This window comes from Kitasatospora sp. HPM-01-4, assembly GCF_051374625.1.
GTDB lineage: Bacteria > Actinomycetota > Actinomycetes > Streptomycetales > Streptomycetaceae > Kitasatospora.
In genome coordinates this window covers 8,151,149-8,171,811 of record NZ_JBPQGP010000005.1, presented here as the reverse complement: position 1 = coordinate 8,171,811, position 20,663 = coordinate 8,151,149, and the positions used below count along the sequence as shown (strand labels likewise).

Genomic DNA, 20,663 nt, shown 5'->3' with positions numbered 1-20,663 from the left:
CGCGCAGCGTACGCCGGAAAGGCAACGGCGTCGAACTTCGCGACATCACCAATCGCGCCTTGCAATCAACTCCTCCACATCCGCGTCCTGGAACCCGTATGCGGCGGCGATGAAGGCAAAATCCTCGGCGATCTCCTCACGTGCGACCGTCTCAATCTCACTACCGGCGGCCTCGAACGCCTCCTGCAGAGCATTGAACTCCTCTGTGGCGGAGGCGGTGAGAGCGTAGAGGGAGGCGAGGTCAGACGGCGGGTCCGCCTCGATCCGCTCACACAGCCGCAGCAGAATGTCACGGCCGCGGTCGACGACGGCGTCGGGGTAGTACTCATCCGTGTACAAGGCCCGCAGGAAGCGACGTTGGGCAACCTGATCGTTGGTAATCGGCATGCTGTGTCTGCTCCGGTTCGTCGGTCGTGTCGGACGCCCTGATCTTGCACCCGCGCACTGACAACCGGCTGACCTGGGCACCGCGATATCCATGCCCCCAGAGGGACCACGCCTGTATCTCGATTCTCAATAACGGGCCCACCCCACGGCACTGCAGTGGCGAGCCCTTCGTGACGGCTTTGATGGAGAAGTGACGCGACGTCGTGGCCTTCAACGCCACGATCCGATCCGGAAGCGCGAAGGCCGATATGGAGGGTGCTCCACTGCTCGGCCCGGCATACCTGCGCCGCTCACACCCGAGCGAAATCTTCGACGCCATCGCGGATGGCGAGTTGGAGACCAGCGAGCGGAGCGGTTGCTCCCCCTGATCCTGCCGATCTGGCGTACCCATCACCGGCGACTACGGCCTCGCTGCCTGAACTACGTTCCCCGTTTATCTCTTTCAGGAGATTCATCGTGTCTTCTCCCGTTCCACCTTCTGTTTCTGGCTGCGGTTCTCTGGCCGGTTCCCCGGTCATCCGGCACGCCGGCCAGTGGTGGCTGGTCACCGGCAACGGGGCGATCCTGGCCACCGACCCGACGTTCACCGGCGAACTGGACCGGTTCGCAGTAGCGATGGCCGCCGCCGACCAGACGGTTGCAGACCTTCGTGCCGACCGATGCGATCGCAATGACCGGCGGCGCGGATGAGCCCGCTTCTGCAGGCCGAGCAGGCCGTACTCGGTGGCGTCCTGATCGATCCCGGCCAGCTCGACCGCCTCTCCTGGCTCACCCCGGACGACTTCTACCGCCCCATCCACCGGGCGATGTTCGCCGCGATGCGTAAGCTCCACGCCGACCAGCACTCCGCATTCGCGGCGGACGGGCAGGAGGTGCCGCTCGCCTGGGTGACCGACACCGTCGCCGAGGCCGGCCGCAACGTCCGGGGCCTGACCGCCTCCTACGCCCACACCCTGATCGGGGCCTGCCCCCGCCCCGGCAATGCCCCGGTGTACGGGCGCATGGTGCTGGAGGGTGCGATCCACCGCACCGTGACCCAGCACGCCATCCGCCTCCACCAGGCCGCCCGAGCGGACGCTCTCCAGGGCAAGGTCGACGGCACTCTGCACCAAGCCGACGTCCTGGCCGAAGTCCTCGCCGACCTCGCCCGCCGCTGGGGCATCGAACCCAGGCCAACCACCTCCGCCACCACCCGACCACCGGCCAGCGCACATCCACCGATCAGCACTGACCACGCAGCAGACGAGGAGTTCCTGCTACGCGTACTGGTGAACAAACCCGGCGCTATCGACGAGGTCGTCGACTGGCTCCGGCCTGACGACTTCGCCGACCACGGGCACGGCCAGCTCTACCACTGCCTGGGTGCACTGCACCACCGGGGTGAGCCGATCGACCAGCTGACCACGCTCTGGGAAGCCCAGCGACGAGGGACCCTGGCGGACGGCACGCTGACCGTCGAGCGGGTGCAGCAGATCTGCGGCGGGCCCGGCGCCGGATCCGCCGAGTACCTCGGCGAACGGATCATGCGCTCCTCCATCGTCCGCACCGCCGCCACCTCGGCCCGCGCGATCGGTGAACTCGCCGACAACAAGGCACTGGCACCCGGCCGCCTCATCAACCACGCACTGCACGCCCTCGGGCCGCTCGACGAGGTCCGGGCCCGCTGGCAACGCGCCGCGGCATCACCGCCCCAAGCCCCGCCGACGGATCCACCGGCCAGGACGAAATGTGCCGACGCCGCGCTCACCCGCAGCCAGCCCCGACCGTCAACTCCGCTCTCCCTGGCCCTCCCCGCCTCCACCTGGACGCCCACCGCCCGCCCACCGCTAAGGAGCCGCTCGTGAGCACCACCACCGCACTGAATCGCAGACCACACCGGTTGCCCGCTACCTCGTCCACCACCCCCGAGGAGCCTCCGTGACCACGTCCTCCTACACGCTGGCCCTACACACAGAGGCATCTTTCCCTGCCCGATGAGAACCACTGCACCCGACACCCGACACCCCTGCGCCAGAGGCCGTCCCACCAGGCCGGCGCTTGCTGCGAGCCGACCCCGCCGCACCCCGCCCTCCTCCAGAAAGAGGCACCTTCATGTCCGAAGCCATCCAGGGCCCTTCCGAGAAGCCGATCCGCATACCCGTCGAGGACTTCCACGACCTCGCCTCCGCGCTCACCCGGACCATCGCCGAAGTCCGTCAGCACGGCGTCCTCCTCGACCACCTCACCTCCGAGGACGCCACCACCTCCGACACCTCAGCAGCCGAAGAAGCCTCGCCCACTACCGAAGAAGTAGCCGTCGAAGCCGAGAAGCCGGCCTCCGTATTCATCCTCGCGCTGGTCGGTGAAGCGTACGACGCCGAACTCGCCGCACTGCGTATCTGGGTCGACCACCTCCTCCTGCCCGTCTACGGCCGCGAGATCAGCACCACCCGTCCCTGGTGCCACGAGTGGGACAAACACCTCGAAGCCGTCGCCCGCCTGCACGGCCTGTGGCTGGCATGGCAACAGATGACCGACGCTGAGGCCGGACTCGCTGGTCCCTCAACCTGGCACCGCGACCACCTCGCCCCAGCGCTGCTCGAACTCCGCGCTGCCGACGGACCATTCGCCGCCTGCACCACCAGCCCGGCCCGGCCCAACCATCGCCTCCTGGCCGGCCCGGTGTCCGCCGAGTTCGAACTCGCCACGTGACGACCCACCACGACCCCGCCACACGCGACCCCGCAGCCCCGACGGAACCAAAGACCAAGCGCCCGACGCCCGCTCAAAAGCGTGTGCCCATGACTGGCCGGGTAGGACGAACACCCAGCCGAATCAGAGCCAATTTCGGGTGTGTCCAGCCAACGGCTCTGGCCCGTATTCGGTGGTAACCAAGAGTGATGGCCTTCGTTGACGTTACGTGCGCGATGTCAATGAGCTTGTGGGCACGGTGTTTTCGGGGCTGTCGGCGCTGGTCGTCGTGGACGTGGTGGACGAGGGCGGGGTTGTCCGGGTGTTGGCGCGGACCCGGGACAGTCCGGTGCCGTGTCCCGCGTGCGGCGCGATGACCGAGAGGGTGCACAGTTTCCATCGGCGGACGGTGGCGGACGTGCCGGTGGACGGCCGACGGGTGCTGGTATCCGTGCGGACACGGCGGATGGTGTGTCGGGTGCTGGGGTGCGGACGGCAGACGTTCCGCGAGCAGGTGCCGGGCCTGCTGCAGCGCTACCAGCGTCGCACGGCCCGGCTGGCCGCCCAGCTCGGGGCGGTCGTCAAGGAGTTAGCGGGCCGCGCCGGCGCGCGGCTGCTGCATGCTCTGGCGGTTCCGGCGTCCCGCTCGACGGCGCTGCGGGTGCTGATGCGTCTGCCGCTGCCCATGAGGCGGGTGCCGCGGGTCCTCGGCGTGGACGACTTCGCTCTCAAGCGGCGCCACCGGTACGTGACCGTCCTGATCGACGCCGAGAGTGGCGAGCGGGTCGACGTGCTTGCGGGGCGAGGCGCCGACGCCCTGGAGACGTGGCTGCGCGAGCACTGCGGTGTCGAGGTCGTCTTCGATCCCCGCCGCGGGTGTGGCCGCGCACGTCGCGGTGCACGGACGAGCCGTGACCTCAACTGGTCTGCTCGACGGGGCAGGGCACGAAGGTGCTGCTGTTCTCGTCGACGGACAGTTGCTGTCCCCAAGGCCAGCGCCGCGCGTTGGGGCAGTCCAGGCGTTCGCAGACGCGGCAGCCCGTGCCGACCGGGATGGCGGCGGACCGTCTACTCAGGTCCAGGCTGTCGGAGTAGACGAGCCGGTCAGCTACGTCCTGAGGACGGCGTCGTCGACTCCGGCCCCGAGTCCACCGCGTGCTGCTCGACAAGGTGTTCCCGTCGCGGGCCCACCTCATCGGCACCGCTCGCCTGCGCGAACTCCTGCGGGATCAGCCAAAGATGTCGTAGGTGCGCCGGTAGATGGCGTCCGTGTGGCCGCGCACGTCGCGGTGCACCTTCTCCAGGCGCCGGTAGAGGTGGTGGTGGGCCTGGCTCGGCAGGAAGATCTCGCCCGGCCGGACCATGGCCGCCACCGCCTCGTCGAAACCGGCGTACGCGCCCACGCCGACGGCCGCGCAGATCGCCGAGCCGAGACCGGCCGCGCTGGAGGCCTCGGCACGTCGGGCCGGGACGCCGTGCACGTCGGCGTGGATCTGCATCATCAGGTCCGAGTGCGATCCGCCGCCGGAGACGATGACCTCCTGGTACTCGGTGCCCAGCTCACTGGCCATGCGCGTGGCGGTGTGGTGCACGGTCATCGCGAGCGACTCGAGGATCGAGCGGTAGATGTGGAACCGTCCATGACGGCCGTCGAAGCCGAGCAGGCTGCCTTTGCGAAACGGCGCCTCGTCGGGGGCGAGCCAGTCGAGAACGGTCATCAGGCCGTCGGAGCCCGGCGGCACCGCGGCGGCCTCGGCGTTGAGGTAGTCCTCGGCGGACAGCCCCCGCTCGCGGGCGTACGCGGACGCCTCCTCGCCGAGCAGGTCGCGATACCAGCTGACCGTCCACATGCCGCGCCGCACGCCGCCCGACTCGTACAGGTAGGCGTGCGGCTCGGAGGCGTAATTGGTCCAGAAGTCGGAGGAGTTGGCGATGTGGCGCGGGCCGGTCGCCATGCCCGCGACGTAGGTGCCGAGCGAAACGAGCAGCGTGTCCGGGGTGCGCAGTCCGCAGCCCAGGGCCTCGACCGCCTTGTCGTTGGCGGTAGCCACGACCGGGATACCAGCGGGGATGCCAGTGTGCGCGGAGGCCGCTTCGGTGACCGGACCGAGGATGTCGCCGGGCTGGACCAGGTCGAAGAGCATCGAGCGCGGAATGCCCGCCTTGGCGTACGCGGCCTCGTCGTCCGTCCAGCGCATGGTGTGCGGGTCGAGCGGCCACATGCCCGCGTAGTTGGCGGCGGTGTCACGGAAGGTGCCCGTCATGCGGTGGCTGATGTAGCCGGAGGAGGTCGTGACGTACGCGGCCTCGGGGTTCGTCGGCGCGTACGGCATGCCGACCCGGCTGTCCATCCAGCTCATGACGGGCTGGGCGAGGGTGCCGTCGGCCTTGAGGACCGCGCGGCAGAAGCGGATCGTGCACAGGCCGACGCCGATGATGTCCGCCGGGTCGCCGTCGAAGGCAGCCATGGCCGCGCGGCCGGCCTCGCCGATCGACGTCCACAGGTCGTCGTCCGGATGCTCGACGACGCCGGGGCGCGGTGTGTCGTACGGGCGCAGTGCGGCCCGCCCCTCGCTCACGGCCCGGCCGTGGACGTCGAAGACGGTCACCTTCGACGACTGGGAGCCGTTGTCGATGCCGATGAAGTAGCGGGGACGGGTGCTGGTCATGCCCACTCCGGGGGTCGCGAGAGGAGGAAGGTAGGGGTGCCCGTGCGGCCGGCCGTGGAGGGCCGGCCGCACGGGCGTGCAGGCGGGGCTCAGTCCTCGATCGGGAAGATCGTGCCCTTGTTCATGATCCCGTTGGGGTCGAAGGTCTCCTTGAGCTTGGTCAGGATCGTGTACGCGCTGCCGTGCTCCTCGGCGGCCCACGGGGCGCGGTACTTGCCGATGCCGTGGTGGTGGACGATCGAGCCGCCGGCCTTCAGGGCCTCCTCGACGATGATCGCGTTGAGCGGGATGTGGTACTTGCCGATCTCTTCCCTCGGCTCGCAGTTGATCTTGTAGTCGTAGACGAAGTACAGGTTCGTGCCCGTCTGGTACGAGTGCGAGGAGTGGGCGCCGAGCATCGTCAGGTCGGCAGCGTGCGGGTACTCGCCGCGGATCCGGCCCATGACGTTCTCGTACAGCTCGACCGTGCGCGACCAGTCGACCGAGACCTCGGTGGTGTAACCGAGCTCGGCCTGGGTGAGCATGACCTGCTTCTCGGCCTCGATCTTCTCGACGCCCCAGTTGAGGTTGTCGAACCAGTTCTCGATGCGCTGCGGGTCGACCTTGACGTGCGGGTGCTGGTCGATGACGCGGGTGATCTCCTCGCTGGTCGCCTCGACGATGCCCCTGGGGCCCTCGGCGACGAAGACCACGACGACCTTGTTGTCGTAGAAGTCGGCGAAGTGCTGGCGGGCGTCCTCCGGCGAGTACACGCGGACGACGGACGGCTTGAAGCCGTTCGTGATGACCTCGCGGATCACGGAGATGCCGGTGGCCATGTCGTCGACGAGGAAGCCGTGGAACTCGTTGTTCTCCGGCATGTACTTGAAGATCTTGACGGTGACCTCGGTGATGTAGCAGAGGGCGCCCTCGTTGCCGATCACGATGTGGCGAATGTCCGGGCCAGCCGAGCGGCGCGGGACGTTCTTGATGCGGGTGACGGTCCCGTCGGCGAAGACCGCCTCCAGGCCGACGACCATGTCCTCGATGGCGCCGTAGAGGGTGGAGAACTGGCCGATGGAGCGGGTGGAGACCAGGCCGCCGTACTGGGCGAGCGGCTTGGACTGCGGGGAGTGACCGGTCGTCAGGCCCTGCTTGCGCAGCTCATCCTCCAGGACTTGGAGCTGGACGCCGCAGCCCACGGTGGCCTGCATGTTCTCGGTGTCGATCTTGATGATTTCGTCGATGCCGGAGCCGTCGAGCACGAGGGTGTCCTCGACCGCGGCCTCTAGGCCGCCTTCGGTGCCGGTGCGGCCGGTGCGGGCGACGACGTTGATCCGGTTGTCGTTCGCGAAGGCCAGGACCTTCTGTACGTCCACGGTGGAGCGGGCGTTCACGATCGCGGCCGGGATCGGGCCGTCGAAGATGCCGTGGACCGACTGGTACTTCTTGAAGCGGTCGACGCTCGCCTCCTTGAGCTGCTGCTCGTCGGTGATGATCTGTTCGCCGGCGACGAGCCCCTTCAGCTGCTCGACGATGTCCTGACGGCTGAGCTTCGAGAGCGACTTGGCCATGGTGTTACCTCTGCCTCTGGTGGTGCGTATGCGGTGGAGTCGTTTCGGGCTTCGGTGTCAGCGGACCAGATAGCCTCCGTCGACCGGGAGAACATGGCCGTTGACGTAATCCGATGCGCGGGACGCGAGGAACACCGTCGTACCCATCAGGTCGGCTACGTCGCCCCAGCGGCCCGCCGGAATGTGGTCGAGGACACGCTGGTTGGTCTCGGGGTTGGCCCGCGTCTGCTCGGTGATCTTCGTGGCGAAGTAGCCGGGCGCGATCGCGTTGACCTGGATGTTGTACTGGGCTAGCTCGTCGCAGTACGCCTTGGTGAACCCGGCGATGCCGTGCTTGGTGGCGGCGTAGGCCGGTGACCACTGGCCGCCGAGGAAGGAGAACATCGACGCGATGTTGATGATCTTGCCGGAGCGCTGCGGGATGAGGTAGCGGATCGCCTCGCTGCTCAGCTCGAAGGCGGCGGTCAGATTGAGGGCCACCATCGGGTCCCACTGCTCGCGGCCGTACTCCGTCACCTCCCGGTTGATGCACATGCCGGCCGAGTTCACGAGGATGTCGAGGGAACCGAGGCGCTCCACGCACGTGTCGATGACCTGCTTGGGCACACCGGGCGCGGTGAGGTCGGCCTCCAGGAACTCGTAGCGCACGCCCTCCGCCTCGATCAGCTCGCGGGTCGTGCCGTCGTCGTCCGCGATCGAGGGGACGAAGACGTTGGCGCCCGCCTTGGCGAGGGCCAGGGCGAAGGCCTGGCCGAGGCCGGTGTTGCCGCCGGTGACGATCGCGTTCTTCCCGTCGAGGGAGAAGAACTCGCAGTTGAACTCGGTGATGTCCATGGTGAGTTGGCTCTTTCCTTGCATGTACGGCGGTGTACGGCGGTGTACGGCGGTGTACGGCGGTGTACGGCGGCGGGGTCAGGCGGCGACCGGTTCGGGCGCGGCGCCGGCGGCGGGCGTACGGGACTTCAGTTCGCGTTCCCAGGCGCGGATCGTGAGGGTGGCGAGGACCAGGCCGATCACGGCCATCACGGCGAGGAAGGCGAACATCGCGCTGTATCCGCCGCCCTGCTCCGGCACCCCGTTCGCCGGATCGCCGATCCACCACGCGCACACGGCGGGCAGGAAGGCGTCCGGGAGGTAGGCGACTCCGGAGGCGAGGCCGATGACGCCGCCGCGCTCGCGCTCCGGGATCTCGACCTCGCCGACGGTCGCCCAGTACACGCCGCGGGCCGCGAACACCATGAAGGTCAGCACGAACATCAGCAGCAGCACGAGCCAGGTCAGCGAGGAGCTGGTCGGCAGCACCAGGAAGGCGGCGGCGATCACCGCGGAGGCGGCGAAGAGCAGGCGCAGCAGCTTCGGCGAGGAGCGGGTGACCTTGTCGGCGAGGAACCCGCCGACGGGAGCGCCCACGAACTGGAAGACGTAGGTGCGGATCACGCCGACCACGGCGACCGTGCCCGCCGCGACCCCGTAGTGGTTCTCCAGGAGCGGCGAGAAGTAGCCGAGCGTCGTGTAGAAGCAGTACATCATCATCACGGTGCCGCCGATGAGCCACGTGTACTTGTTCCTCGCCGCGGCCGCCAGCTGCTTTAGCGTCACCGTGGAACTGCCCTGCTGCGCAAGGCGTTCCTCGTCCCGCGCCACGAAGAACCAGACGAGGACCGCGAAGACCAGGGCGAGCACGCCGTAGACCCGGATCAGTCCGAGCACACCGTTCGAGGCGACGACGGCGGCCGAGACCAGCGCGGTGCCGACGAAGCCCAGCACGGTGGAGGTGATGCCGCGCACCGCCTCGTTCATGCCGAACAGCCGGCCCTGCTGGGAGGAGTCGCCGAGCATGCCGATCGACTTGACCACCGCCGACCAGTAGAGGCCCATGCCCATGACGGCCATCGCGACGTGCGCGGCGAGGACCGCCCAGTAGCCGGGCGTGGTGGCCAGGTAGAGATCCGCGAGTCCGGTGCCGGCCAGCGCGACGACGATCAGCTTCTTGGGGTCGAACTTGTCGGCGAACCAGCCGCCGACGAAGTACATGACCATGGCCACGACGCCGACGATCGAGATGATGTTGCCGTACTGCTGCGCGCTGAGGTGCAGGGCCTGGTAGGTCGGCTCCAGGAAGAGGAAGCGGAGGTAGATGACCTGGAAGATGATTCCGCCGGTCATCGACAGGATCAGGAAACTGACCTGTCTCTGGATTCTGGTCACCCTGCCACCTCTTCGTGGAGTTCCCGAAAGTCCACCCAAAACGGACATCGGTATGCAAAAAAGAACAGCAAGCTTCCGCGAAAATTCGGAAGGTTACTGTTCTCTGGTCTCTAGTAACTGCCTGGGCGCACGAGCACGACGCTCATGTCCGCAGGCCGATATGCGATTGTCGATCAATCGCGGCCCCTCTTTGGACCGCCCGACCAAGGTAAACCGGCGTGATTGAGAGTGTCAATAGCAGGTTTACATACCCCATACGTCGTGGTTGGACGAGGCGATCGCGCTCGCCCCCGCCTTCAGCGCGGCGAACACGTCTTCACGGTCGCAGACCAGGCCGCCAGCGATCAGCGGGACGTCGATGTCGGCGACCACCCACGAGATCACGCGCGGCATGCAGCCGGGCAGGATCTCCACGCAGTCCGCCTTGGACTGGCGCACCTGCGTGGCGAGATTGCGGTACGACATCGAGTCGATCAGGAAGAACCGGTGCACGGCGAAGAGGCCCTGCTCGCGGGCGGCGCGCACCATGAACGCCTTGGAGCTGAGGACGCCGTCGGCGTCGGTGCGCTCCTTCACGTAGCGCACCACGATCTCCTTGCTCGCGAACCCTTCGAGCAGGTCGACGTTAACCAGCACAATCCGCCCGGCATCCTTGAGTCGGCGCACGATGTCCGGCAGGTCGAGAAGGTTGCCGTACAGCAGGAAGACGATGCGGCAGTCCGCGCGCAGCACGGCCTGCAGATCGGCCTCGTCCTTGACGCTGGCGACGACCGGGTGCTCCTCCAGGAGTGCGGGCAGGGACGGGGTGCCCAAAATTGACCTCCGAGAACGGCGGGAAGGCTGTGCGGAACAGCATGCTCCGCACAGCCTACGGCGTGTCTCCGTGCACGCGCCGCAGTGATCGAGTCCCATCGGCAGCAGGAACGTGCCGACGCCCGCGCCCACCCGGCTCATCGCGGCGGCGAAACCGACGCCCGTCATGCGCAGCGACATCGGGAACATCTCCAGCGGCTCGTCAGCGGCACCCGGCAAGACGGGACTCGACGCGCTCCACGGCTCTGCCCGGCGGGTGAACCTGGGCCCACGGCACTGTCCAGCCCGTACCTCCCGACGATCTCGGCAGTCCGCTCACCGTAGGGGGTCTGTCCAGCGAACGGCTCTGGCCCGTATTCGGTGGTAGCACTGTGTAGCGGTCACTGGAGGAGGATGCGGTGGCGGAGCAGGGGGAACCTGGCTCGGTCGTGCATCTGCCTCATGATCCGCTTGGTTCGCGTATTGACGCCCTCGGTCCGGCCGTTGTGGTGGGGAAGGGTGAGGCCGGCGTTGACTGCGGCGCGGTCGAGTTCGAGGCCGTTCACGAAGGCGTGCAGGTGGGGAAGGCTGGAGATGCGGACGGTGGCGATCCACTCGGTGAGCTTGATGTCGTTGCTGGTTGCGGGCGTGAGGAGCCCGGCGAACTCCCGGACAAGGCGTGTGAGTTCGCTCATCTCGGGGCAGGCGATGGTGAGCTCTTGCAGGAGCTCGGTGTCCCTGCCCCGCAGGTTGACCCGCGACGGCGAGCGCGATCTGGAAGGCCTGCTCCGGGGACTGGCCGGATAGGACCCGGACGAGGGCCCCACCCGGTCACCGGTGTCCTGTCGACCGCGACAGCGTGCGGCTCGCCCACCTCAGAACGAGAAGCTGCGCCGCCAGGTGGAACGACTGGAGAAGGAACTGGCCCGGAACAAGGCCGCGTTGGAGGTCCTGGGAAAAGCGTCGGCACTCTTGGAAATGATCTCCGAGAGCGCGGACTGACGCACGTCGCCGACCCCGTCGTGGACGAGGCGTTCACCGGCGTCGAGCAGGAGCTGGGCGTCACGGCCGCGTGCCGGCTGACCGGCCGTTCCAGGGCCACCCACTACCGCAGACTGAAACCGCCAGCGCCACGCAGGCCCAGAAAGCCACGGCTCCAGCCGTCAGCCTTGAAACCCGAAGAGCGCGAAGCGGTACTGGAGTTTATGAACAACGCCGAGTACGCCGAGCTTCCTCCCGCGCGCAGATCTGGGTCCGCGAGCTGGACGCCGGACGCTACCACTGCTCGGTCTCCACGATGTACCGGATCCTGCGCGAGCGAGGGCAGTGCGGTGAGCGACGCCGCCAGGCCGCCCACCGGCAAAAACGGTGCCCGAACTGGTCGCCACCGCGCCCTCTCAGGTGTTCACCTGGGACATCACCAAGGCGGCCGGCCCCAGGAAGGGCATCTGGTACCACACCTACGTCATCATCGATATCTTCAGCCGCTACATCGTCGGCCACACCGTCGAACTGGCCGAATCGGCTGCAAGAGCCGAGGAGTTGATCCGCGAGACCATCGAGCGCAACGGCATCGTGCCTGAGACCGTGCACGCCGATCGCGGCACCGCGATGACCTCCAGGAAGGTCTCCCAGCTGCTGATCGATCTCGGCGTCACCCAAAGCCACTCGCGCCCCAAAGTCTCCAACGACAACCCGTACAACGAGGCCCAGTTCAAGACCACCAAGTACATGGCCGACTTCCCGCAGCGATTCGATTCCCTGTCTCATGCCCGGGAATGGTTCGACGCCTTCATCTTGTACTACAACCACGAGCACCGGCATTCTGGCATTGGTCTTCACACGCCTGCCAGCGTGCACTTCGGCACTGCCGAGGAGGTCCGCGAGCAGCGGGCCGTCACCCTCGTCGAGGCATACGCCCGGCATCCCGAACGCTTCGGGCGCCGTCCCAGACCGCCCGAGATACCGCAGGCGGCCTGGATCAACGATCCGGCCAAGCGCAGGGAACCCGCACCACAAACCTCATAGCGTCACGACCGTCTCACTGGACTTGAAATCTTACGGTGGAAGGCCCCGCCGTGCTTGGAGGCGGCGCGCTGCTGTGCCACGGCCACGAGTGCCGGCCGGTAAGAGTCATCGGAGGCGTAGCCACCAATACTCAGGTCCACGAAGTCGGCCAACCCGAAAGCCCGGAGCTTGATCTCCGCGCGTCCCTGCAGATTGCCAGTAACCACCGTGGGCAGCAGGTCCTCCGCTCCGTGGGCGGCGGCAAGAGCCTCCCGCGCACCAGGCATCATCTGGCCGGTGCTCCTCAGCTCCTCGGTGCGCTCGGCGAGCAACTCCGGGAGCAGCGCGACCAGTTCCTCGGCCAAGACGTCCACCTCTTCCTGCGGGACGTCGTTCGCGCGTAGCAGGGCTCGGCCGCGGTCGCCCTCAGGGCGGGCTTCACCTACATCAAGCAAGTCCTGGACGCGGACGGCAACCGGTTCGACCGGTACGTCCGCAACCTGTCCCGCGAACCAGCCCATGGTGCTGACCACTGACAGCAAGCGGGAACCGGCTCGGAACACACGGCCCTGAGCCGAAACCCCTTGGACGGCAAGGGGATCGGCTTGCTGAAATGGCAGACGGCCGCTGTCGGAGTCGAAGGGATGCGGCGATGACCGAGATCAGGCTGCACCTGTCGGTGCGCGGCCTCACCGACGCGGACCTGCCCTCCTGCGGCTGGGCCGGCTCCCCCAAGCACGTGCGCGAACTCGTCCACCAGCTCCGCCGCGCAGAGGCGGGCGAGATCGACTACCTGGCGGTGTGCACGCCGGTCGGGCTCCCCGTGGCGGTCGGCGGCGTCGACTACACGGTCAAACCCGGTGCCGGCACGCTCTGGCAACTCAGCGTGCACCCGGCCCTGCAGTCCTGCGGGATCGGCACGCTGCTGATCCGCTCCGCCGAGCAGCGGATCGGCGCCCGGGGCCTGACCCGCGCCGAACTCGGCGTCGAGGAGAGCAACCCGCGCGCCCGCGCCCTCTACGAACGCCTGGGCTACCGGGCCTTCGGCCGCGAGCTCGACTCCTGGGACGTGGAGGCCGAGGACGGCTCGCTCCAGCGGTACGAGACGATGTGCACGCTGATGCGCAAGGACCTGACGTGACGCTGGATTTCGCGGCGTTCGTCGCCGATGCTACGGCCGACCCGGCCGTCGTCGGGCTCGTCCTCAAGGGCTCCCGGGGGCCCTCGACGGCATGACCACCCGTCACTCCGACCACGACCTCTACGTCATCCTCGCCGACGACGCGGCGAGCGAGCTGGCCGCGCTGGACGGCTACCGCTCCGCGCGGCTCGACCTGGTGGTCACCACCCTCGAACAATTCCGTCGGCCCGCCGACTGGGAGCGGTACGCCATCGACACAGGGCTCTTCGACCACCACGCGCCCAGCGACCAGGGGCCCGTACGATTGCCCGCCCGCCGTTACGTCAAACGCCTTACATGACGACGGCCCGCATCCGAGGCCGGCTTCCGGCTCCCTCCGCCGCACCGGAGCCAAGCCAGCTCGATCACGGCTGCTTGAGCGAAAGGTTGATGGCCAGTCAGGTGACACGTGCCACTGCGCCACAGTGCGTTGCCGGGCGAGAATGCGGGGCATGACCTTGTGGCCTTTCGAACCGGTTGGCCGTCGCCGTGGCCGCCGCGGTCACCGCCACGCTCGGTACGGGATTCGGGTGGGCGGGCCTGCCGGTCTCCGCCTGGATCCAGTTCGCCGCGGGAGGCGCCCTGGTCCTCCTGATCCTGGTGGCCCTGATGACCCTGGTGGCCCCCTGGTCACGGCCTGCCGCCGCCGTCACCCGGCCCGGCCGCGGCCACAACGGACCACGGCTACCAGAGGCCGAGCGCTCCCGCCAGGCACGATCACCGCCCCCGGCGCTGGCGGCTCTCGAGGTAGCGGACGGTCCGCCGTTCGCGGAACTGATCGTGGAGGTCGGTGTCGAGTTCCACGATCGGCTGGTGGAGGCCGCGGTCGACAGCGGTTTCGTGCCCGCCGAGCAGCCCCGCCGCCCGAGATCGGCGGCGACCTCGTGACGCGCCTGGTGCTGGCCGACGGTCGCCACGGGTTGGAGCCGAACTGGCGGGTCGAAGTGACGCCCGACTGGCTGGCCGCGGCCGAGGACAGGGGCGCCGTCCTGGTCGATCTCGTGCTGCCGGGCACATGGCCGCCCGGCCTAGTGGGGATGGAGCCCGAGGTGCGCCGCGACACGTTCACCCGGGGGCTCGACCAGACGGGAGCCGGGGGCCGGGTGCTGCACGGACCAGCATCTGTGCGGTTGGTTGTGCCGTGGCCGGTGCCGGTTGCGGGGCCGGAACCCGTCACGGCCCATGAACGAAAAGCTTCACTCAACACTCAAGGAGGAGGCCGTTAATGGCCAAGGAACAGCACAATGCCAAGAGCGGCAACGCGAAGGCCGGTGGGACGTCGCGGCGCAGTACGCTGAAGGCGGCCGTGGTTGGGGCTGGGGCGGTCACCGCGGTGGGCGCGGCGGCCTCCGTCGCGCACGCGGACGGGCCCGGGCGCGGCGCGCCCACCTTCGTCCTCGTCCACGGCTCGGGGAGCAACTCCTTCTACTGGCAGCCCTTGTTGCGCGAGCTGGGTCTGCGCGGACACCGCGCGATTGCGGTCGACCTGCCCGGGCACGGGCTCGGGGCGTACCTCCCCGAGTCCTACCAGTGCCCGCAGGACCTTGAGCGGCTGCGCACCGAGCCGTCCCCGATATCCAAGGTGACGCTGAGCGACTTCGCCGCGCATGTCATCGGCGTGGTGCGGCGGGCGCGCCGCAACGGCCCGGTAGTGCTGGTCGGCGGAAGCCTCGGCGGTGTGACCCTCAACGCGGTCGCCAACCAGGTGCCCGAGCTGGTCGCGCACCTGGTGTACGTCTCCGCGTTCTGCCCGACCGAGCACCCCTCGGTGCTGCAGCTGATGATGACCCCTGAGGCGGCCACCAGCTCCATGTCCAAGATCCCCGCGGTCCAGACGCCGCCGGAGCTGGGCGTCAGCCGGGTCAACTGGCGCTCGGGCGACCCTGCGTTCTTCGCGATCATCAAGGAGGCGATCGCCGCCGACCGGCCGGACGCCGAGGTCCGGGCGCTGATGAACATCCTGGAGCCGGACGAGTCGGCGGCAGTCGGCGCGAGCGAGGAGGCCCGCGGGCTGCCGGCGAAGTGGGGCCGGGTGCCGCGTACGTTCGTGCGCTACACGCAGGACCGCACCATCCCACTGCCGCTCCAGGACCTCATGATCCGTGAGGCGGACGACGTCACACCGCACAACCGCTTCCGCGTGCGGTCGCTGAGCGCGCCGCATGCCGGCCCGCGTGACCCGGGACTACTGGCACACGAGCTGGAGCTCGTCGCACGGCTGTGCCGCTGAGCGCCTGCCACGGCTTCCATCGCCTCCGTCGTCAGTCGCGGACGAGCAAGTCCGCAGCCCCACGACGGCGGCCGGCGGCCGGCCGGCGCGCCAGAGTTCGGCCGTTCTTGCGCAGCAGCGGAGCGAGTTCGCCGAAGCGGTAGAAGATCAACGGGCCGGTCGAAAGGCCGGAACCGCGCTCCGGGCCGACTTCACGCCATGGAACTGGACGATCCCGGCTTCCATCACAGCGTGCTGGCCGACTTCCGTGAGCGCCTCGCCCAGGACGACCGCGCTCGGGCGCCCCTGTTCCGCGGCCGCTTGGACCGCCGCCTTGCCCGACCGCCAGCCGAACTTCGGCACCGCGGACGACCGGGCCTAATCGGACTCCTGCCCCAAGGGGCGCCGGTGGTCGCCATGGTCGAATCCAACCCGGACGCCGTCCCTGTCCCGTCCGGGGCCAGCCGCGGGGAGATCCAGGAGCTGCTCGACACGCTCCTCGAAGCCGAATAGCACCAACGCGGCTGCGCCCCGCCGTGATCCGGCGGGGCGCAGCCAGCGGTCAGTCGGCCGACATGCTGGACGTCCTGCTGGTCCGACGCCGCGTCAGCAGCAGCCCCCCGAAACACTGCCGTCCCTCTGGGCCAGCGGCGCGGGCGCCGGAGTCGCCGAGCTCGGCACTGCCACGAACAGCAGCGCCGTGCCGAGGACCAGCCCGGTGACAGCGGCAACAACGGACTTGAGCTTCACGAGTCCCCCTGTGGGTTGTTGATTAGTGCTCCGAGTCAAGCGCCGTTGACGCCCGCCTGTCAATGATTGGCGGGCTGGCTCGCCGCCCGCACGACCAACTCAACCGGATCACGCCGTCATCGCGGCTGCGTACTTCTCGAACCCCTCGGCAGCCTGCTCCAAGAGGAGGCCTCGCGGATCTGCCAGAAGGGCGGCAAGATCACAGAAGGCGGAATCGTGGGGGCCGCCGCGTGTTGATCACCGTGAGGCCCCCGTCGCGGCCGATGTCTCCCCGGGGCCGGTTGGTCAGCGCCGGACGTAGAAGGTGGCAGTGTCGCGGTTGCCGAGCCAGCGCAGTGTCAGCGGGCACCGGGAGAGCGGGCGCCAGCGGGCGGCAAGCTCGGTGAAGAAGGAATCATCGGCGCAGATCCCGCCGGCGCCGTCGCCGAGGTAGAACAGGCCGGAGCCCTGGTAGGCGTGCAGGGCGTCGGCGGCCATCGGGTCGCGGTGCGGGGGCCAGAGCAGCGCCAGCACCCGCTCGGGGTGTGCGGCGGCGTCCTCGGCGGCCCGGCCCGGACGGACCTCGGTGAACTGGAAGCGATCGGTCCAGCCGTTGTGCTCGGCGCGGGCCTCGGCGTCGGTGGCCAGGACGTCGACGCCCCGGGCGCGCAGCAGCCACGCCCAGTAGCCGCTGCCCGCGCCGACCTCCAGCAGGCCGCGCCCCTCCAGGCAGTCGCCGATCCAGTCCAGGGCGGTGCGCGAGGCCAGCGCCCAGCTGTAGATGCGGGAGAGCTCCTGGCGCCGGGGAAGCGGCGGTCCCGACTCCGCGGGCAGGTGGTCGAAGACGTCGATCACGGGCGCCCGGGGAGTACCGTGGCGCAGCGCGGGATACCAGAGCAGCGGGACCATCTGGGGGTTCTGTGCGGCGAATTCGACGTCCTGCTCGGGCAGCAACTCGCCGAGCGGCCGGAACGGCCGGTCCCATCCGGCGTGGTGCAGCTCGGGGCAGGAGGCCCAGAGCCGGACCAGCCGCTCGGCGGTTTCGGCGATGAGCCGGACGGCGGGGTCGCCCGCCTTGGCGGCGGACCGGTCGCCGGACTGCCCGGTCGGCGCCGTGCCGTCGGGGGTGGGGTTCTCGGGGTCTGCTGCCAAGGGGGCGGCCTTGCCTGGGTACACGTCAGGAGCCGTCTAGGGTCCACTGGTTGTGGTCATGGCTGTGACGACTCATTGCACGTAGCCGTGGTCCGGGACGACCAGGCTGTCGGTGGCGTCCGCGGGCTGGGTGTCCGCGACCGCAGGGTTCGAGAGTGCCATGTGGGCCTCGACCACGATGCCGTGGGACGAGGTGGGCAGCGTCCCCGTGCTCACTCCCACGGCCGCGGCGGCGGCGAGGGCCGCAGTGGCGGCGCCGATCAAGACGCCGTGACGATTACTCAGCTCCATGGCATAGCCTCCGGGTTGCGAAATTACCTCGGGCAGCGTAGCCAGGAAGATCATTTCGAGCAATCTGTTTTGATCACGCGCGACCCTGCCCGGCCGGTCAGGCAAGGCGTCGGAAGCGTCGGACGCACCCGCACAGTGCGGTGTGCGGGCGCGTCCAGTGTCAACGCGGGTTCAGAGGGTTTCGTGATCTGCCTGCGCAGCACCGGCGCGATCGTAGGCGGCGTTAACATCAACAACATCGTCCGGGCACCCTCCGGAGCGGAACCCTGGGCTATCCCTCCTACGCCTCGACGACCGGCCGTGGCTACATGACCGAAGGACTCAAGGCTCGTGATCCAGCTCGCCTTCGGCCAGCTGGACCCGCACCGGCTGGAGGCGAACATCCAGCCGGACAACGCCTCCTCGCTGAACCTCGTCAGACGCCTGGGCTTCCAGCACGAGGGCTCCTCGACTGCCTTCCAGTACATCAACGGCGAATGGATGGACCACGAACGCTGGGCCATCACCACTGAGATGGCACGCGAAGCAGCACAGTTCACGAACTCCCCCGACACCCCCGATGGTGAGTGACTCGATCTTCAGTCCGCAAGGGCAATCGACGGCGCGAACGTTGCCTTACACCCTCGCTTCAGCCGCGTACGTCTCGAACCCCTTGGTGGCCTGCTCCACGTAGCCGCACAGCCAGTCGCAGTCCTGGCTCTCACCGCGCAGCACCAGGTGTGTCTCCTCCGGTGTGGGCCAGGAGACATCGGCGGGCGTCCGGGCTGGCGTGCCGGCGCAGGGCTGGAAGACGCTCTGCGCCAGGTACGTGACCGAGTTCTCCCGGGCGTCGCAGTGACGGTGGTGGGCGTGGAGCCGGCGGGCGAAGGTCATCTCCAGCCGCACATCCGGGCCTGCCCTGGCACGGGCGACTTCGCCGATCCGGCTCAGGCTGAGCGTCACGTGCTGCAGGGCCCGCCATCGCTGTTTGAGCTCGGCGGCGGTGCGCTCGCCGAGGGCCCTGGCGTGCCACAGCAGCGTGTTGAACATGCGCGTGTCGACGTGAAGTGCGTGTTCGGACTTGCCCTTTGGGCGTCGGACAGGGATGCGGATGCCGATGCCCGCGCCGATGTAGCCCCACCTTCGAGACCGCCGCTGCACGAGCCGGTTCCACAGCGCTCTGACATAGTCACAGTACGTCACCCCGCCGACTTGACAACGTCATTGGGAATCACTGTCAGTAGGCCATCGGCCGCTGCCTTGTACAAGGCGGGCCACGGCCTCCAGGACGGCGGGGGGAGCGCCGGCCAGGTTGCCGCGCTCCAGCTTGGCGTACTACTCGACACTCACGTCGGCCAAGGCGGCGACCTCGCTGCGGCGCAGGCCCGGCACCCGGCGGCGGCTGCCCGAGGGCGTGCCCGCCTGCTCGGGGGTGATCTTCGCTCGCCGCGAGGTGGAGGAACTCGCGGACCTCCTGGCTGTTGTCCACGCCTTCGACGTTACGGCGCGCAGGGTCCGCGAGGGGTGGACTGCGGGTACACCCCTCACTGGTAACTCGCTGCGCGCCGCAAGAGGGGGTTGTCTGGAGGGCGTGGGGCTGTCCGCCCGGGTCGTGAAGGCCGTGCGGCCGGCCCGTACGCGGCGGCGGTGCGATCCGCACCCCACGCCTCCCCCGAAATGCGAAGGAAGCCCTCTCATGCGCGGCGCAGTCATCCACGCCCCTCGGGATGTCCGCTTCGAGACCCTGGACGACCCGAGGGTCCTGGATCCCACAGACGCGGTCATCCGCACCGCGGTGACCTGTGTGTGCGGCTCGGACCTGTGGCCCTACCGGGGCGCGGAGCCGCTCGGCGACCCGCACCCGATGGGCCACGAGTACGTCGGCTTCGTCGAGGAGGTCGGCTCCGAGGTCACCGCCGTCCGGCCGGGCCAGTTCGTGGTCGGCTCGTTCGCGACCTCGGACAACACCTGCCCGAACTGCCGCAACGGGTTCCAGTCGAACTGCCTGCACCGGGAGTTCATGAGCACCTGCCAGGCCGAGTACGTGCGGATCCCCAACGCCCAGGGCACCCTGGTCGCCACCGCCGAGGTGCCGGGCGAGGAGTTCTGGCCGGGCCTGCTGGCCGTCTCGGACGTGCTCGGCACCGGCTGGTGGGCCGCGGACGCCGCCGAGGTGAAGCCCGGCTCGACCGCGGTGGTCGTCGGCGACGGCGCGGTCGGCCTGTGCGGTGTGATCGCCGCGAAGGAAATGGGCGCGGAGCGGATCATCGCCATGTCCCGCCACGAGTCCCGGCAGAACCTCGCCAGGGAGTTCGGCGCCACCGACATCGTCACCGAGCGCGGTGAGGAAGGCGTAGCTCAGATCAAGGAGCTGACCGACGGCATCGGCGCCGACAGCGTCCTGGAGTGCGTCGGCACCTCCCAGGCGATGCAGCAAGCCCTGCACTCCGCCCGTCCCGGCGGCAGCGTCGGCTTCGTCGGCATCCCGCACGAGGTCGCCGTCGACGGGCAGGAGCTGTTCTTCTCCCACGTCGGCCTGCGCGGCGGCCCGGCACCCGTGCGCCGCTACCTGCCTGACCTGATCAAGCGAGTCCTGTCGCGGCGGATCGACCCGGGCAAGGTCTTCGACCTCACCCTGCCCCTGGAGCAGGTCGCCGAGGGCTACCGGGCGATGGACGAACGCCGCGCGATCAAGGCCCTCCTCCAGCCCTGACCCGGCCCCCCGGGGGCGGCCGTACCCTGCCGCCCCGCGGGCCCGACCGGCAGAACGACGATGCCCTCGACTGCACCGCCTCCCACCCCGTCCCGTTCTGCTTCTGCCCCGCCGCGTCCGCCGC

The 20,663-nt window shown here is 68.9% G+C and carries 21 protein-coding genes and 5 pseudogenes; 12 read left to right on the top strand and 14 right to left on the bottom strand.

Annotation, left to right across the window (positions count from 1 at the left end; all coding sequences use genetic code 11):
* Positions 1 to 45: 45 nt before the first annotated feature.
* Positions 46 to 387 (bottom strand): DUF5713 family protein, encoded by a 342-nt coding sequence (locus ACSMTC_RS35405; protein WP_436563831.1) that lies wholly within the window; start codon positions 385 to 387, stop codon positions 46 to 48.
* A gap of 456 nt (positions 388 to 843) precedes the next feature.
* Between ACSMTC_RS35405 and ACSMTC_RS35400 the strand changes: the two genes are divergently transcribed.
* The 4 genes and pseudogenes from ACSMTC_RS35400 to ACSMTC_RS35385 form a co-directional block, all read left to right on the top strand.
* Positions 844 to 1,077: a hypothetical protein gene (locus ACSMTC_RS35400; protein WP_436563830.1), complete on the top strand. Its 234-nt coding sequence runs from the start codon at positions 844 to 846 to the stop codon at positions 1,075 to 1,077.
* A complete protein-coding gene (locus ACSMTC_RS35395) occupies positions 1,074 to 2,231 on the top strand; it encodes a DnaB-like helicase N-terminal domain-containing protein (protein ID WP_436563829.1) in 1,158 nt (385 codons plus the stop codon). Before ACSMTC_RS35400 ends, ACSMTC_RS35395 begins: the two co-directional genes overlap by 4 nt.
* Before the next feature lie 247 nt (positions 2,232 to 2,478).
* Positions 2,479 to 3,078, top strand: a complete 600-nt coding sequence (locus ACSMTC_RS35390) for a DUF4913 domain-containing protein (RefSeq protein WP_436563828.1) — start codon at positions 2,479 to 2,481, stop codon at positions 3,076 to 3,078.
* Positions 3,079 to 3,286: 208 nt separating this feature from the next.
* A pseudogene (locus tag ACSMTC_RS35385) lies at positions 3,287 to 3,916 on the top strand (transposase family protein); the annotation flags it as partial.
* Positions 3,917 to 3,974: 58 nt separating this feature from the next.
* Here ACSMTC_RS35385 and ACSMTC_RS35380 read toward each other — a convergent pair.
* From ACSMTC_RS35380 to ACSMTC_RS35345, 8 genes and pseudogenes are all read right to left on the bottom strand, one after another.
* Positions 3,975 to 4,166 (bottom strand): annotated as a pseudogene (locus ACSMTC_RS35380) (short-chain fatty acyl-CoA regulator family protein); the annotation flags it as partial.
* A 120-nt stretch (positions 4,167 to 4,286) separates the two neighbouring features.
* Positions 4,287 to 5,726, bottom strand: coding sequence for an FGGY-family carbohydrate kinase (locus tag ACSMTC_RS35375; RefSeq protein ID WP_436563827.1), 1,440 nt, complete (start codon positions 5,724 to 5,726; stop codon positions 4,287 to 4,289).
* Between the two features lie 89 nt (positions 5,727 to 5,815).
* Positions 5,816 to 7,279, bottom strand: coding sequence for an FAD-binding oxidoreductase (locus tag ACSMTC_RS35370; protein WP_436563826.1), 1,464 nt, complete (start codon positions 7,277 to 7,279; stop codon positions 5,816 to 5,818).
* Between the two features lie 57 nt (positions 7,280 to 7,336).
* Positions 7,337 to 8,137 carry an SDR family oxidoreductase gene (locus ACSMTC_RS35365; RefSeq protein ID WP_436563825.1) on the bottom strand — a complete coding sequence of 267 codons (801 nt, stop codon included), beginning with the start codon at positions 8,135 to 8,137 and terminating at the stop codon, positions 7,337 to 7,339.
* A 54-nt stretch (positions 8,138 to 8,191) separates the two neighbouring features.
* A complete protein-coding gene (locus tag ACSMTC_RS35360; protein WP_436563824.1) occupies positions 8,192 to 9,487 on the bottom strand; it encodes an MFS transporter in 1,296 nt (431 codons plus the stop codon).
* A 243-nt stretch (positions 9,488 to 9,730) separates the two neighbouring features.
* On the bottom strand, positions 9,731 to 10,480 hold the full coding sequence (locus ACSMTC_RS35355; protein ID WP_436563823.1) for a glycerol-3-phosphate responsive antiterminator: 750 nt from the start codon (positions 10,478 to 10,480) through the stop codon (positions 9,731 to 9,733).
* A 200-nt stretch (positions 10,481 to 10,680) separates the two neighbouring features.
* Positions 10,681 to 11,022: pseudogene (locus ACSMTC_RS35350) on the bottom strand (transposase); the annotation flags it as partial.
* A gap of 132 nt (positions 11,023 to 11,154) precedes the next feature.
* Complete coding sequence (locus ACSMTC_RS35345; RefSeq protein WP_436563822.1) at positions 11,155 to 11,385, bottom strand: hypothetical protein; 231 nt, start codon at positions 11,383 to 11,385, stop codon at positions 11,155 to 11,157.
* A 262-nt stretch (positions 11,386 to 11,647) separates the two neighbouring features.
* Here ACSMTC_RS35345 and ACSMTC_RS35340 point away from each other — a divergent pair, with 262 nt between their 5' ends.
* Complete coding sequence (locus ACSMTC_RS35340; protein WP_436563821.1) at positions 11,648 to 12,307, top strand: transposase; 660 nt, start codon at positions 11,648 to 11,650, stop codon at positions 12,305 to 12,307.
* A 2-nt stretch (positions 12,308 to 12,309) separates the two neighbouring features.
* Here ACSMTC_RS35340 and ACSMTC_RS35335 read toward each other — a convergent pair whose 3' ends face one another.
* Positions 12,310 to 12,819 (bottom strand): HAD family hydrolase, encoded by a 510-nt coding sequence (locus ACSMTC_RS35335; RefSeq protein WP_436563820.1) that lies wholly within the window; start codon positions 12,817 to 12,819, stop codon positions 12,310 to 12,312.
* 119 nt (positions 12,820 to 12,938) lie between these two features.
* Here ACSMTC_RS35335 and ACSMTC_RS35330 point away from each other — a divergent pair, with 119 nt between their 5' ends.
* The 5 genes from ACSMTC_RS35330 (at position 12,939) to ACSMTC_RS35310 (ending at position 16,188) form a co-directional block, all read left to right on the top strand.
* Positions 12,939 to 13,427: a GNAT family N-acetyltransferase gene (locus tag ACSMTC_RS35330; protein ID WP_436563819.1), complete on the top strand. Its 489-nt coding sequence runs from the start codon at positions 12,939 to 12,941 to the stop codon at positions 13,425 to 13,427.
* A gap of 91 nt (positions 13,428 to 13,518) precedes the next feature.
* Entirely contained in the window at positions 13,519 to 13,767 is a 249-nt protein-coding gene (locus ACSMTC_RS35325; protein WP_436563818.1) for a hypothetical protein, read from the top strand.
* 176 nt (positions 13,768 to 13,943) lie between these two features.
* Complete coding sequence (locus ACSMTC_RS35320; RefSeq protein WP_436563817.1) at positions 13,944 to 14,354, top strand: hypothetical protein; 411 nt, start codon at positions 13,944 to 13,946, stop codon at positions 14,352 to 14,354.
* A 337-nt stretch (positions 14,355 to 14,691) separates the two neighbouring features.
* Entirely contained in the window at positions 14,692 to 15,696 is a 1,005-nt protein-coding gene (locus tag ACSMTC_RS35315; protein WP_436563816.1) for an alpha/beta fold hydrolase, read from the top strand.
* Positions 15,697 to 15,894: 198 nt separating this feature from the next.
* The gene (locus ACSMTC_RS35310) at positions 15,895 to 16,188 is read left to right on the top strand and encodes a hypothetical protein (RefSeq protein ID WP_436563815.1); all 294 of its coding nucleotides are present in this window, start codon (positions 15,895 to 15,897) and stop codon (positions 16,186 to 16,188) included.
* Between the two features lie 522 nt (positions 16,189 to 16,710).
* On the opposite strand, the gene ACSMTC_RS35305 is transcribed toward ACSMTC_RS35310, so the two are convergent.
* The gene (locus ACSMTC_RS35305; RefSeq protein WP_436563814.1) at positions 16,711 to 17,556 is read right to left on the bottom strand and encodes a class I SAM-dependent methyltransferase; all 846 of its coding nucleotides are present in this window, start codon (positions 17,554 to 17,556) and stop codon (positions 16,711 to 16,713) included.
* 72 nt (positions 17,557 to 17,628) lie between these two features.
* Positions 17,629 to 17,847, bottom strand: coding sequence for a hypothetical protein (locus ACSMTC_RS35300; protein ID WP_436563813.1), 219 nt, complete (start codon positions 17,845 to 17,847; stop codon positions 17,629 to 17,631).
* Positions 17,848 to 18,021: 174 nt separating this feature from the next.
* Between ACSMTC_RS35300 and ACSMTC_RS35295 the strand changes: the two are divergent.
* Positions 18,022 to 18,417, top strand: a pseudogene (locus tag ACSMTC_RS35295) (GNAT family N-acetyltransferase); the annotation flags it as partial.
* A 45-nt stretch (positions 18,418 to 18,462) separates the two neighbouring features.
* Here the strand turns inward: ACSMTC_RS35295 and ACSMTC_RS35290 are convergent.
* Both ACSMTC_RS35290 and ACSMTC_RS35285 read right to left on the bottom strand, forming a co-directional pair.
* Positions 18,463 to 18,876 carry a hypothetical protein gene (locus tag ACSMTC_RS35290; RefSeq protein ID WP_436563812.1) on the bottom strand — a complete coding sequence of 138 codons (414 nt, stop codon included), beginning with the start codon at positions 18,874 to 18,876 and terminating at the stop codon, positions 18,463 to 18,465.
* A 210-nt stretch (positions 18,877 to 19,086) separates the two neighbouring features.
* Positions 19,087 to 19,315, bottom strand: a pseudogene (locus ACSMTC_RS35285) (transcriptional regulator); the annotation flags it as partial.
* A 207-nt stretch (positions 19,316 to 19,522) separates the two neighbouring features.
* Here ACSMTC_RS35285 and ACSMTC_RS35280 point away from each other — a divergent pair.
* Entirely contained in the window at positions 19,523 to 20,539 is a 1,017-nt protein-coding gene (locus ACSMTC_RS35280; protein ID WP_436563811.1) for a zinc-dependent alcohol dehydrogenase family protein, read from the top strand.
* Positions 20,540 to 20,663 lie beyond the last annotated feature (124 nt).

Excerpts from the sequence above, each read along its gene's own strand:
- ACSMTC_RS35310 (WP_436563815.1), top strand. The coding sequence starts at position 15,895 with ATGGAACTGGACGATCCCGGCTTCCATCACAGCGTGCTGGCCGACTTC.
- ACSMTC_RS35395 (WP_436563829.1), top strand. The coding sequence starts at position 1,074 with ATGAGCCCGCTTCTGCAGGCCGAGCAGGCCGTACTCGGTGGCGTCCTG.
- ACSMTC_RS35315 (WP_436563816.1), top strand. The coding sequence starts at position 14,692 with ATGGCCAAGGAACAGCACAATGCCAAGAGCGGCAACGCGAAGGCCGGT.
- ACSMTC_RS35375 (WP_436563827.1), bottom strand. The coding sequence starts at position 5,726 with ATGACCAGCACCCGTCCCCGCTACTTCATCGGCATCGACAACGGCTCC.
- ACSMTC_RS35300 (WP_436563813.1), bottom strand. The coding sequence starts at position 17,847 with ATGGAGCTGAGTAATCGTCACGGCGTCTTGATCGGCGCCGCCACTGCG.
- ACSMTC_RS35330 (WP_436563819.1), top strand. The coding sequence starts at position 12,939 with ATGACCGAGATCAGGCTGCACCTGTCGGTGCGCGGCCTCACCGACGCG.
- ACSMTC_RS35325 (WP_436563818.1), top strand. The coding sequence starts at position 13,519 with ATGACCACCCGTCACTCCGACCACGACCTCTACGTCATCCTCGCCGAC.
- ACSMTC_RS35365 (WP_436563825.1), bottom strand. The coding sequence starts at position 8,137 with ATGCAAGGAAAGAGCCAACTCACCATGGACATCACCGAGTTCAACTGC.
- ACSMTC_RS35355 (WP_436563823.1), bottom strand. The coding sequence starts at position 10,480 with ATGTCGCTGCGCATGACGGGCGTCGGTTTCGCCGCCGCGATGAGCCGG.
- ACSMTC_RS35390 (WP_436563828.1), top strand. The coding sequence starts at position 2,479 with ATGTCCGAAGCCATCCAGGGCCCTTCCGAGAAGCCGATCCGCATACCC.
- ACSMTC_RS35290 (WP_436563812.1), bottom strand. The coding sequence starts at position 18,876 with ATGTTCAACACGCTGCTGTGGCACGCCAGGGCCCTCGGCGAGCGCACC.
- ACSMTC_RS35370 (WP_436563826.1), bottom strand. The coding sequence starts at position 7,279 with ATGGCCAAGTCGCTCTCGAAGCTCAGCCGTCAGGACATCGTCGAGCAG.
- ACSMTC_RS35405 (WP_436563831.1), bottom strand. The coding sequence starts at position 387 with ATGCCGATTACCAACGATCAGGTTGCCCAACGTCGCTTCCTGCGGGCC.
- ACSMTC_RS35280 (WP_436563811.1), top strand. The coding sequence starts at position 19,523 with ATGCGCGGCGCAGTCATCCACGCCCCTCGGGATGTCCGCTTCGAGACC.